Annotated in this window: 12 protein-coding genes; 8 read left to right on the forward strand and 4 right to left on the reverse strand. The window is 38.6% G+C overall.

Annotated features, from left to right (window positions below):
* Positions 1-30: 30 nt before the first annotated feature.
* Positions 31-414 (reverse strand): DUF3144 domain-containing protein, encoded by a 384-nt coding sequence (locus tag POD11_RS06095; protein ID WP_002118682.1) that lies wholly within the window; start codon positions 412-414, stop codon positions 31-33.
* A 107-nt stretch (positions 415-521) separates the two neighbouring features.
* On the opposite strand from POD11_RS06095, the gene POD11_RS06100 reads away from it, so the two are divergent.
* Entirely contained in the window at positions 522-1,154 is a 633-nt protein-coding gene (locus tag POD11_RS06100) for a hypothetical protein (RefSeq protein ID WP_016140335.1), read from the forward strand.
* Positions 1,155-1,189: 35 nt separating this feature from the next.
* Here the strand turns inward: POD11_RS06100 and POD11_RS06105 are convergent, their stop codons facing one another.
* Positions 1,190-2,653, reverse strand: a complete 1,464-nt coding sequence (locus tag POD11_RS06105; protein WP_334311808.1) for a CYTH and CHAD domain-containing protein — start codon at positions 2,651-2,653, stop codon at positions 1,190-1,192.
* A 165-nt stretch (positions 2,654-2,818) separates the two neighbouring features.
* Between POD11_RS06105 and POD11_RS06120 the strand changes: the two genes are divergently transcribed.
* From POD11_RS06120 to rapA, 6 genes are all read left to right on the forward strand, one after another.
* Positions 2,819-3,202 carry a DUF962 domain-containing protein gene (locus POD11_RS06120; protein ID WP_239975188.1) on the forward strand — a complete coding sequence of 128 codons (384 nt, stop codon included), beginning with the start codon at positions 2,819-2,821 and terminating at the stop codon, positions 3,200-3,202.
* 115 nt (positions 3,203-3,317) lie between these two features.
* A complete protein-coding gene (thiE, locus tag POD11_RS06125) occupies positions 3,318-3,929 on the forward strand; it encodes a thiamine phosphate synthase (protein WP_262456702.1) in 612 nt (203 codons plus the stop codon).
* Positions 3,930-3,971: 42 nt separating this feature from the next.
* Entirely contained in the window at positions 3,972-5,270 is a 1,299-nt protein-coding gene (hemL, locus tag POD11_RS06130) for a glutamate-1-semialdehyde 2,1-aminomutase (protein WP_224991461.1), read from the forward strand.
* A gap of 62 nt (positions 5,271-5,332) precedes the next feature.
* Entirely contained in the window at positions 5,333-6,037 is a 705-nt protein-coding gene (locus POD11_RS06135) for an acyl carrier protein (RefSeq protein WP_262456703.1), read from the forward strand.
* A 132-nt stretch (positions 6,038-6,169) separates the two neighbouring features.
* A complete protein-coding gene (locus POD11_RS06140; protein WP_262456704.1) occupies positions 6,170-6,808 on the forward strand; it encodes an RluA family pseudouridine synthase in 639 nt (212 codons plus the stop codon).
* Between the two features lie 144 nt (positions 6,809-6,952).
* Positions 6,953-9,790, forward strand: coding sequence for an RNA polymerase-associated protein RapA (gene rapA / locus POD11_RS06145; protein ID WP_262456705.1), 2,838 nt, complete (start codon positions 6,953-6,955; stop codon positions 9,788-9,790).
* Positions 9,791-9,848: 58 nt separating this feature from the next.
* Here the strand turns inward: rapA and POD11_RS06150 are convergent, their stop codons facing one another.
* Positions 9,849-10,865 carry an AI-2E family transporter gene (locus POD11_RS06150; RefSeq protein WP_016140342.1) on the reverse strand — a complete coding sequence of 339 codons (1,017 nt, stop codon included), beginning with the start codon at positions 10,863-10,865 and terminating at the stop codon, positions 9,849-9,851.
* A gap of 170 nt (positions 10,866-11,035) precedes the next feature.
* The gene (fabR, locus tag POD11_RS06155; RefSeq protein ID WP_016140343.1) at positions 11,036-11,731 is read right to left on the reverse strand and encodes an HTH-type transcriptional repressor FabR; all 696 of its coding nucleotides are present in this window, start codon (positions 11,729-11,731) and stop codon (positions 11,036-11,038) included.
* A gap of 140 nt (positions 11,732-11,871) precedes the next feature.
* On the opposite strand from fabR, the gene POD11_RS06160 reads away from it, so the two are divergent.
* Complete coding sequence (locus POD11_RS06160) at positions 11,872-12,942, forward strand: ferredoxin reductase (RefSeq protein WP_262456706.1); 1,071 nt, start codon at positions 11,872-11,874, stop codon at positions 12,940-12,942.
* Positions 12,943-12,945: the final 3 nt, after the last annotated feature.

The raw sequence follows: 12,945 nt of genomic DNA on the forward strand, positions 1-12,945 counted from the left end.
TGTGGCTTTTTATTTGGTTTTTAAATCATATTAATGATCGTGTTTATGCGCGTGAAAATCTTCATTTTTACGGAAACGTAAATAATTTTCGAATTGCTCACAATACTCATCGAAGTTATCTTCAAGCATCATTTGAAATTGTTGAAGAAGGTAAGACATGACCTGATCTTTCGCATCACGCATTTCATTGCCATCTTTAAAATTATTTGCTGCTACCCATGTATTGAAGCGGGCAGTCGCAAACAACATTGCAGCACTCACTTGACCACGTAGTTCAGCCGGATCAACTTTTTTATCTTTTGGCGGGCGACAAAAATCATTAGCCTGTTTAATAAATTCATCCGCACGCTCAAAGAAAACAGCATTTAACGCTTCTTCTTCAGTAATATCTGTTGCATTAATCTTTTGAGACATGACTTATTCCCGCAAAAATAGAGCTGCTTATTATAGGCAAACGCTTGCGGAAACAAAACCTTTGACTTAGTCTGTAAATAGCCTAAGTATTGGTAGGAGAGAATAATATGCAAGATGCAATTGCGATTCAAAGTTTAAAGACAGATATTGCTTTATTACGACAGCATGTTTTCCCACCTCAATATTTAGAACATGTTGAAGGGTTGCCGATTTATTATGGCTTGCAAAAAGAAGTCGAAAATTATTACCAACAATGGCAGGGCCTAATTGAAAGGGCACAAGAGCTTTTTCAGCCATTTATGGAAGATGAATTACCAGATGCTATTCATTTACCAAGTCATTTAAATTTACCGCTGTTCTTTTTTCATGTAGACCGAATACGGATTAATAAAACACGCGCAAAAGAATCTAAAACTTTCCGCGGTGTAGCGAGTCTTATTGAAAAATGCGGACAGTTTGAAACAGACCAGATATTTACCATGCAAGAATGGTTGCAAAGCGACGATACCGCGGCTCTAGTTGCTCACCGTGAATTCATCGATTTAAGAACTTATGTATTTCAACATGGGCAAAGTGAATATACCCGTTCACGGTTTTATACCAATGGTATTGTGCTAGGGGTTGAGCCGCACTTTAAATTGGTCGATGCTCGTGATAAACCAAGAAAGCAGCGCAGTGATAGCTATAGTGATCCTTTAGCAGATAATGGTGTATGGAAAGTATTTGGTAAGTATCGATAAAAAGTCGCTGCATGTTTACAGCGACTTTTTATAAATTACCAGAAAGTTTCAGTCTGGCTAAACGTTTGTAAAGCTTTTGCTGAGCGCTTTTGTAGCTGCGGCTGCTTGGCTTTTACCCAGCCTAGAGCAAACCAGAACGATGGGTCATTTTCGACAGCTTTATTGAAAATATCTTCCGCAATAAATAAGTCGTTATAGTGACCTAAAGTGTTTTGTACAGGTTGTAGCTGTTTTAAATATTGCTGTACTTTTTTGTTTGAATAAAGACTTGAAATAAATTCAACACAGTAACGTAACTGCTTAGCTTGCTTTCTTATTTTGTGCTGTTCAACAACTTCGAGCTCAGAGAAATGGTCAGCATGGCTAATCACTTTATGATGTAACTTATCTAAACTCTTTTTAATATGTTTTTTTAACCCCCCAGTTTTGCTCTCTGAATCTTCTTCTGAATAAGCAAATGCTAATAAATCAAGTAATAGCTTAATCGTGTCCGCAGAGGTAAAGATTGTTGAGAGTTCTTTTGAGGGCTGGGCTGAAACAGGTAGTAAAAGTTCAGGTGAACCGTGTTGTTGAATAATAGGTAGCACTTCGGTGCGAATAGCATCTTCATCACGAGTGTCGCCAAGCTTACGGAAAAGCTCAGCAATTTGTTCTTCCCAAAGTGGATTTAGCTCGCCTGACCAACCAGCGAAATGCTTAAGCGCACTACGTAAACGACGTAAGCTTACACGTGCCTGATGAATATGCTCAGCTTCAGCAACGCCATCGGCAATGACAGCCATATTTGGCAAAAATTGTTCTAAACAGTTTTCGACAATCTTTTTGAGAGCCTGTTCAGCAGTAATATCTTTATTTAGTGTCAGAGCTTTGGCATGAACAGCAGGTGAGGCAGCTTGCCCTAGTGCTAATAGGTTGCCACGCTCAGCTTTACTTCTTACATCAAGCCAAAGTGAATACCGATTAATCCATTGCTGTGCAAATTGAATAAGCGTTTTCACTGGACCTTGCTTGAGTTCAAATTCGACTTCGCAAATTACACTTTCTGCATCCGCCGTTTTTACCACACCATCATCTAAGCAAACTTCAATCGCTGTATTATCTGCTTCAAATACGTGGTAGGTACGATGTACATCCGTCTCAAACTGCAAACTCAATTTTTCAGCTTGTGTTCCTAAAGCTGTATTAATTAAATCCATGACTACTTTATTATCTTGATATAACTCAAGGTTTAAGTCAGGTTTTTGCTCACACTTACCTAAATGAATTTCTTCTTCAACACGGTGAAGATGACTTTGACCTGCGGCTTTAAATGTTTGTACCCATTGATCATCTTCTTTACGCAGACGTAAGGCCATACCATTTTTTGCAAGCAGTCGATCAGGAGTATCGTAATACTTTGCTTGTAAGTGAATATTCTTTGCTTTGTGTTTTTTTAAGTATTGCTGGACAGTTTTTTTCTTCGATTCAGGTAACTGAAACTTTAGTTCAACTTCGACCATAATATATCTCCCTGAATCAGGTATTTAAACTATCTTGAATAAGTATAATAGCTTAGCGTTAAAAATAATGATTTTGATAGAGAAAGTTACAATCAAACATATGACGCTACACTTTTATTTAGGTGTACAATCAGGTGACGTTTTGATCAAATAAAAATCAGGAAGATGATCGTGAATGCACCAATAAACTTTAGCCATGAAGCTCAGCCAGAGTTTGAATTACCGATTAAAAACTATCAGGACTTTTATCGTTTTTATTTAACTGAACACCGTAACATCATGAGCAGACGCTTACATGTGGTGGGTAGCAGTATTGGCATATACTTTTTTTCAAAAGCAATTCGTAAGAAACAGGCCAAATATGTGCTCTATGGTTTGGTAGCTGGTTATGCAAATGCCTGGGTTGGACATTTTGTGTTTGAAAAAAATAAACCTGCCAGTTTTAAACAGCCTTTTTATAGTTTTATTTCTGATTGGCGAATGTTGTCGGATGTTGCACGTGGCCGTTTGAGTTTGGTTGATCGTAAGTTTGATAAAATTCCGAGTTAATTTTTACTTTTATTCTCATTATACCGATTGGTACTGGTAGACCTAGATCAATCGGTACTTATGATGTCCTATAAATCCGTTATACTAGCCAAGTTTTTTAAAGCGAGAGTAGAGTATGCGCGGTTTATATCTCATTACCAATGATGACCCAATCCAATTATTATTAGAAAAATTAGACGCCGCGCTCGCAACTCGTCAGGTCGCAATTTTACAGTATCGTCGCAAAAAAGTAGACAAAGCAGATCAACCTGCTGAAGTTGAACACATCAAACTATTATGTGAAAAATATCAGGTTCCTTTTGTGATTAATGACGATCTGAAACTGGCTGCTCAGTTTGGATTAGGTGTGCATTTAGGTCAAAGTGACGGTGAAATTACCGATGCAACAGCGCAATTACCAGAAGGCGTCATTATTGGTCGTACTTGCCTGAACTCTTTAGAGCTTGCACAAAAAGCAATTGCCGATGGGGCGACTTATATTGCATTTGGTGCGGTTTACGCGACTTCTACAAAACCTGAAGCAGGTAATGTCGGTATTGAAGTGATTAAGCAAGCAGCAGCTCAATATGATGTACCAATTTGTGCGATTGGTGGTTTAACTGTTGAAAACTCACAACCTGTGATTGAGGCCGGGGCTGACCTCTGTGCAGTCATTAGTGATATATTAGGCCGATCAACTGCTGAAATTCCTGCCCGTGTACAGGCCTGGGCACAATTATTTTCTTAAGCTTTCAAAATTATTTTTTAGATATTTAAGACGAGCATTTCCATGAGTTTATCTCCAAAGCAAGAACAGTTATTTAAACAAGCCAGTAAACACATTCCAGGTGGTGTGAACTCTCCAGTACGTGCCTTTAATGGCGTTGGAGGAACACCAGTTTTCATCGAGAAAGCTAAAGGTGCTTATTTGTGGGATGTCGATGGTAAGCGTTATGTTGACTATGTTGGTTCTTGGGGACCAATGATTTTGGGTCATGCTCATCCAGAAATTATTAAAGCAGTACAAACAGCCGCAGAAGATGGTTTAAGTTTTGGTGCACCAACCGTACATGAAACAACGTTGGCAGATATTATCTGTGAAATCATGCCATCAATTGAATTGGTGCGTATGACGAACTCTGGTACAGAAGCGACCATGACCGCTATTCGTTTAGCACGTGGTTATACTGGCCGTGACAAGATTGTGAAGTTTGAAGGTTGTTACCATGGTCACTCAGACTCACTCTTAGTAAAAGCAGGTTCGGGCTTACTCACTTTAGGTGAGGGTGAGCCGACTTCGAAAGGTGTACCTGTTGATTTTGCTAAACACACCTTAACGCTGCCTTACAATGATATTGCTGCATTAAAAGAATGCTTTACTAAATTTGGTCATGAAATTGCGGGCGTTATCATTGAGCCTGTCGCAGGTAACATGAATATGGTGAAACCAATTGACGGTTTCTTACAAGCCATTCGTGATATTTGTGATGAATATAAATCTGTATTCATTATCGATGAAGTGATGACAGGCTTTCGCGTTGCACTCGGCGGTGCACAATCGGTATATAACGTTAAACCTGATTTAACCACTTTAGGTAAAATTATTGGTGCAGGTCTACCAGTTGGTGCGTTTGGTGGTAAACGTGAAATCATGGAATGTATCGCACCTTTAGGTGGGGTATATCAAGCAGGTACATTATCTGGTAACCCACTTGCTATGCGTGCTGGTATTGAGATGTTCAAGCATCTTCGCCAACCAGACTTTTATAGCAACTTATCTGCTCAACTTGAAAAGTTACTTGCAGGCCTACAAGCTGCAGCTGATGAAGCGGGTATTCCATTTAAGACTCAGCAAGCTGGCGCAATGTTTGGTCTATATTTTACTGACCAAGAAGATATTACAAGCTTTGACTCTATGTTGGCCTGTGACATTGAAGCTTTCAAAAAGTTCTTCCATGGTATGTTAAAACGTGGAGTCAACTTGGCACCGTCTGCGTTTGAAGCTGGCTTTATTTCATCTGCACATTCTGATGAAGATATCGAGTTTACGATTCAGGCTGCAAAAGAAACATTCGCTGAAATGAAGTAAGCAAGAAGCCCGTGTTAAACGGGCTTTTTAATTTGAGCTATTTTTTATATTTGTAGAGAATAATGTTTTACCCCTTACCTCGAAAAATCCAATTAGCAACAAGTACTTCAAATTGGTCAATTGAGTCTACGCAAAGTATATTGCTATTGGTTGGGTTCAATGAGCTTAGAGTACGACCAGATTGGTCTGAGCAACCATTGGCACACCATTTAGAACTGTTGAGTAAACGAGCTCAATCACTAGAAATTCCAGTTATTTTTATAGAGACAGTTCAGCTTCAACAAACTATGTTGGAGCTTGGTCAGCGTTTGTCATCAAATACTCAGGCTCAAGTTATGATGGCAGGTGATTTGTCGCCTCTATTTAAGCAAGTCATGCAGCTTGTTTTATCGATTACAGATCAGGTCAGTGTGGTAAACGATGCAATCTTGGCGAGTAGCTTAGAGCAGCATATCCAATGGGTTGAAAAGATCAGTTTTGACTCCATTCAACATGTAAACACACAGACTTTAATACGCTTATGGTCTTTAAGTGCGCCATCTTCCTATATCTTGTCAGATAAAGGAATTTTATTGGCAATTGCTGAACAGGTGGGGCGACATCCTATGGAGATCCATCCGGAAATTGATTTAAGAAACTACGGACTAGATCAGCCTGCTGTTAATTATCTGGTCGATCTATGGCGTGCAAATGGTGCGAGCTTGAGCGCAGAAGAGTTAATGCAAGCACCGACATTGCAACATATTATGCAGTTATTGAAGCAATGACTGCCGATAGGGGCGAAGTGATCCATATTATTTGCAAATTCTGCTGTTAATTTACCCGAACGGCATTGTAATTCGGACGTAAGCTTTTTATTATTGCCCGCTTGTTTTTCATCTTACCTTGGGAATACAACTTTGAGTGATTTTCTAAGTGAACATCTGATCTATCGTGATGATGATTTTATGGTGATTCATAAACCTTCGGACATTTTGAGTGTTCCTGGTAAGGGTGATTTACATGATAGCGTTTTGACAAGGTTGGTTGCGATTGAACCTAGAACCTTGCTCATTCATCGTCTAGACCGAGATACTTCAGGTATTTTAGTATTTGGTTTATCGAAACGCGGTCAAAGTGCAATTGCACGTCAATTTCAAGATCGTCAGACTTCAAAAATATACGAAGCGCTTGTCGCAGGTCATTTAGAAGGTGAAGGGACTGTAGATATTCCTGTCATCTATGACCCAAGTCGACCGCCTTTACATATTGTCGACGCTTCTCACAACAAACCTGCTTTAACACATTGGCAGGCCATAGAACATTTTCAAATTCAGGGACAACCTGTAACTCGTGTGAAATTAACACCAATTACAGGTCGATCTCATCAACTCCGTGTACACATGCAATATCTTGGGCATCCAATTGTAGGTGACACGCTGTATGCAACACCGGAGCAACAACTTGTTCCGCGCTTATGTTTGCATGCCAAACAGTTAAGTTTTAATCATCCTGTCACAGCAGAAACATTAACTTTTGACTGTCCTGTACCGTTTTAATGTAAAAATTTTAATGCGTGATTTTTTGTAGCAAAGTCATTTAATTGGTTTTTGCTTCAAAATTTTGCTTTAAAGACTACATAAAAAGATGCAAAAATAAGCTAATTTGCATCGTACAATATGTAGTGCGAACTTGAGAGAAAGGTGGAAAAATTGCAGCAGTATGCTATTGGTCAACGTTGGCTATCAGACACAGAAACTGAGCTCGGTTTAGGTGTTCTTATTGATGTAGATGAAAGATCTGTCAGCATTTTATTCCCCAAAAGTGATGAGACACGTGTCTATGCACGTAACAATGCTCCACTATCTCGTATCATCTTCAATACCAATGATGAAGTTCAAGATCAAGAAGGCAAGAAGTGGATTGTTGAGTCTGTTGAAGACCGACATGGTGTTTTGCGTTATAACGTTGTTCGTACTTTAGAAAATGGCGAACAAGAGCGTAAAGCGCTCAATGAAACCCGTATTGGTGCGCAAATTCAATTATCTAAACCTTTAGATCGTTTGCTTGCAAGTCAGGTCGACTATAAAGAGTGGTATGATTTGCGTATTGAAGCGATGCTCATGCAAGCGCAAATGCAGACTAGCCCTTTACGTGGTATGGTTGGTGCACGTGTTGGCCTGATTCCTCATCAGCTTTATATCGCACATGAAGTTGGTAAACGTTTTGCTCCTCGTGTTTTACTTGCCGATGAAGTAGGTTTAGGTAAAACCATTGAAGCTGGTCTAATTATTCACCAGCAGCTTAAAACAGGACGTTCAGAACGAATTCTTATTTTAGTCCCTGATTCTCTACAGTATCAGTGGATGATTGAAATGCGTCGCCGTTTTAACTTGCAATTCTCTCTGTTTGATTTAACGCGTACTGCATCTATTAAAGAACATGATCCAGAGCTTAACCCGTTCTTGACTGAGCAATGCATTATTGCCAGCGTTGACTTAATGGTTGACCATGATGATTTGCGTGAGCAAGCCATAGAAGCTGGTTTTGATTTGCTTGTGGTTGATGAAGCACATCATTTGATGTGGAGCGAAGAAGAAGGCGGTAATGATCGCTACGATTTAATTGAAGAATTAGCTGAAAATACAGCAGGGGTGTTATTACTCACTGCAACACCTGAACAATTAGGTGTAGAAAGCCATTTTGCTCGCTTACGTTTACTTGATCCACAGCGTTTTAGTAGTTTAGAGCGCTTTTTAGATGAAGAGACTCAATATCAGCAAACTGCAAAAATTGCTGAAGTACTCATGTCTGATCAAGCTTTAACGCCAGAGCATTTATCTGCTTTAGAAGGTTTGTTAGGTCACAGTATTGACGACCAGCCTGATCAACGCTTTAGAGCTATTCACGAGTTATTAGACCGTCACGGTACTGGACGTATTTTATTCCGTAATACACGTGAAGCGATTCAGGGCTTCCCAGGCCGTGATTGTCAGCCAGCACCATTACTAGCACCAGAAGATTGGTCAAAAGATGGCAAACTGCGTGAGCAGATGTGGCCTGAAGAAGCACAGATTGATGGTTCATGGATGCAAAATGATCCGCGTGTGCCATGGTTAATGGAAATTTTACGCAAAGATCTTAAGCATAAAAAAGTGCTTTTAATCGCGCGTAGCGGACCAGTGGTTGAGTCTTTAGAAAATGTGTTGCGTTTGCATGCAGGTATTCGTACCGCAATGTTCCATGAGGGCATGAGCTTACTTGAACGTGACCAAGCGGCTGCTTATTTCGCTGAAGAAAGCTATGGTGCACAGATTTTACTGTGTTCGGAAATTGGTTCGGAAGGCCGTAATTTCCAATTCGCCAGTGATCTTATTTTATTTGATCTACCAGCTAACCCAGATGTTTTAGAGCAGCGTATTGGGCGTCTAGACCGTATTGGTCAAGAAAACCGTATTCAGATTCATGTGCCATATCTTGTGGGAACAGCTCAAGAACGTATGTTCCGTTGGTATAACGAAGCACTTAATATTTTCAGCAATATTTCTCCCACAGCACAAACGCTGCAAGAGAACTTTATTGTTGAATTAAAAGATTGCTTACTTGCAGACCAAGGTCAAACATTTGAAGATTTGCTTGAAGAAGTGAATGTTCAACGTCAAGCCTTAGAAGCTGAACTTCAAGCTGGCCGAGACCGTTTACTTGAATATAATTCATGTCGTCCTATTGTGGCACAAGAAATTGTTCAGGCCCTTGAAGACTATGATGACAATACTACGCTGCCAATGTTTGTGAAGCGTTTCATGTCATCAACCAATATCGACTTTGATGAGCAAAGTAATGGTACGGTGATTATTAAACCGACCGACCAAATGCAAGTGCAAGGTTTGGCTTTAGACGAAGAAGGTATGACCGCAACGTTCTATCGCGATCAAGCTCAGCTTCGTGAAGATGCTCAGTATTTAACTTTAGAGCATCCATTCATTGAAAGTGTTATGGAAATGATCCGTACACAATCATTTGGTAGTACCAATGTTGCTGTGCTCAAATCGAATGCGTTAAAGCAGGGTTCAGTCTTAATTGAAGTCTGGTTTAAAGTGGATGTTGTTGCGCCGAAATCACTGAACTTACCATCGAGCTTACCTAAGCAGCTTATTCGCGTATTATTAAGTGAAAATGGTCAAGATTTGTCTGAAAAAATTGATCCGACAATTTTAAAACCTTATTTACATCACTTAGATGGTAATAGCTGTCGTCAGGTGGTTAAAGCTCGTCGTGATATCATTGAGCAGCGTTATAAACAAGCGTTAGAGATTGCGAAAGTTGATTTGCCGCAGCTTCAACAGCAAGCAAAAGAACATTATGGTAATAAATGGCAATATGAAATTGACCGTTTAACTTATCTAAAACAATTCAACCCAAGTATTCGTCAAGACGAAATTGAACGTTTACAGAAGTTGCAAAAAGAAGGTTTAAGCTTACTTGATGGCTTAACAGTTACACCAGAAGCGATTCAAGTGTTAGTTGTAGTTAAACCTTAACTTACTCAAAATAAAAAAAAGCGCCTAGAGGGCGCTTTTTTTATACATCGATTTTGAATTAGATGAGACCAGCATCTTTTAATTCTAATTTTAAATATGCATAGAAAATTGGAGCCGCGATTAAACCGCCTAAACCAAAAATAGACTCAAACACTAACATTGCCAATAAAATTTCCCATGCACTGGCATTGATTTTATGCCCAATAATTTTAGCATTAATAAAATATTCAAGCTTATGAACTAGAACCAGATAAAGTAATGCTGCACCTGCTAGTCCTAAGGAAACGGTAAGAGCAGCAATGAAGGTTAAAGTATTGGAAATAAGATTACCTAAAATTGGAATCAGACCAAACATGAAGGTCAAAATGGTTAAGGTTTTGGCAAAAGGGAGGTGAATTCCCCAAAGTGGTAATAAAATAAAGGCAAATAAAATAAAAAGCAGGGTGTTAATAGCTGAAATTTTTATTTGTGCAAAAACAACATTTTTAAATGAAATCGATAGTTTTTGGATACGTTGAATCAGAAGAGACTTAAAAACAGGCTGAGGAGTACGGCGGTGAAAACCATGTATTGCTACCAAAATACCAATAATTAATCCCATCACCATAGTTACGAAGTTATGCAAAATATCGGAACTGGTATTTTTTAATGTAGTCACGTTATCTTTCATAAAAGCAAAGATTTCGTCTTTTAGATCTGTCACGCTATCGGGAATATAGCCTGGAAGATATTTTCCGATCTCTGCCTGCAAATGAAGTAGGGTTTGGTCAACTTTGCCATTAATACTATGTAAACCTACACCTTTTAGATCGTGTACAACAAAACTAATCAGGCTCGTAATGAAAAAACCAATAAGCGAAATGGTAACAATACTAAGTAAAATACTAATAAAAATACGGGCTCTTTGGCCGTCAATATAACGTTCTACAACTGAACTTAAGCTAATAATAATTTCATAAATGAGAAAGCCTGCAAAAAAACTTGCTAATAAATGTAAGGGGATAACCGAAAGCAAAAAGATGCCCATAAGAATGTAGCTTGCAATCAGACTTTGACGATTATTCAAATTTTGCATGTGGATCCCTGAGATCGTTGGGAATATAGGAGAAAGAAAGAGCAAATGGAATGATTATTTATACTCTGGCAAGCTATTAGCTTCAATTAGTGAATTATATTTTTATTGGAAAATAGAGGAGTTAGATTTAAAAATGGCCTGTTAATTAACAAGCCATTCATAAGTCAATTTTAGCGAATTTTTGCTTCATCTAAATGACGTGCGCCTTCTAAAATCATTCGAATCATAATCATGGTTTGTTCAGCCACTTCTGCACGTTGATTCATTGGTAAATCAATGACTTTTGCACCCATGTGAAACACAAGTTGAGTAATTGCTTTTGCAACAAGGTCTGGATGGTAGAGGTGATTGTTATTCAAGCGCTCAAGACGGATTAAATCTTCTTGTAGCTCTTGCTGAAAAAAGTTGAGTTGACGGTCTACTGCAGCTTTATAAGAAGCTGAACCTGTAAAACTTTCACGGAGGAGTAAACTTAAATTGCCTTCATCAGCATCAAGCTGTTGAAGAAAAATATCGACAGAACTACGAATAATACTCTCTTGTAAGGAAGCACGTAGGCGAGCCTGACGGATGATTTTACGTAAAACAATACCTGCACGGTCAATTAAAGAAATTGCTAACTCATCAATATCTTTAAAGTGTCGATAGAAACTATTGGGTGCAATTCCTGCTTCTCGAGCTACTTCACGTAAACTCAGTGAAGCAATACTTTTTTGTGGGCCAATGAGATTTAAAGCCGCCTGAAAAAGTTCTTCTTTAGTAATTGTCGCTTTTCTTCCCACAGAACGCGTAGCTGTTTTAATTTCAATGACATCTTGTTGAAGAGGTGTGTCATTCAGGTTCTGAGAAAGTGAAGATTGGGTCATGCTGTTCAATATATTTGTAAACTCTCAGGATTATAGCCTTAGAAGCTGAACTTGTGAAATTGTAATTAAAAGTACGAGTGTATATACAAATATATATACATGTGTATAATAATTAAAAAAGAGCGACAGAGCCTTCATTTATGCAAGCAATCGAAAAGAGAAATTCTCTATTCAATTCATTGACACAAGCCATCTTTGATAAAGAAATGGCTAATTTCTGGCTACAAAAAGTTAATCCTTTATGGTCTGTAAAACATGGCCTTGTTCAAATTGTAAAAAAAGAATTTGTCGCTCATGACATGGTGAGCTTGACGCTAAAATGTAACCGCTTAGTGAAAATGGGCGTTGCTGGCCAGCATCATCCTGTAATTGTAGAAATTGCTGGTCGTCGCTATGAACGTACTTATAGTTTGACGCAAATAGATGCGCAACACTTACGTTTAACCGTAAAAAAAGTTGCGGATGGTATTGTCAGTAACTGGTTTATTGCTGAAAGCCAAATCGGTGATGTTTTTGAGCTTGGTCAACCTTATGGCGATATGCAACAAAACGTCAAAACACCGAATTTAATTATGTTGGCAGCGGGTAGTGGTATTACCCCAATGTTGAGCTTGATTACTGCGATTAAACAAAGCCAGCAATTAGATAAAGTTCAAGTACAACTTTTATATTGGGTGAAACAACGTTCGGATGCAGCTTTTGTTGAATATTTTGAAAAAGTTGCACAGCAATATCCAAATTTTAGTTATCAGGTTTTCTATACCCAAGAAACCCCAAATGATGAACGTTTAAATGCAGAGCATTTAGCATTAGTTGATGATGTTGAAAACAGCACAATTTATGCGTGTGGACCTTCTGGTTTTGTGGCGACTGTTGAGCAGTTATTTGAAAAAGCTCCAGCCCTTTTAACAGAAGCATTTAGCTTAACAAATGAAAGTTCTGCTGATGATATTGGTTATGTGAATGTCACATTAACACAGTCTAATAAGGTGATTGCAATTCCTAAAGGCCAATCAATTTTGGTTAGCCTTGAACATGAAGGCGTTAAACCAACTCATGGTTGCCGTATGGGAATTTGCAATAAATGTGTTTGTAGTAAAACACAAGGTTCAACACGTAATTTACTCAACGGCAGTGAAAATACTGAACCAAGCCAATTACTCAAAATTTGTGTGAACTCAGCACAATCCGATCTAGTTATTGATCTTTAAGAG

The sequence above is a fragment of the Acinetobacter sp. P1(2023) genome, from assembly GCF_028367635.1.
Lineage (GTDB): Bacteria > Pseudomonadota > Gammaproteobacteria > Pseudomonadales > Moraxellaceae > Acinetobacter > Acinetobacter pittii_E.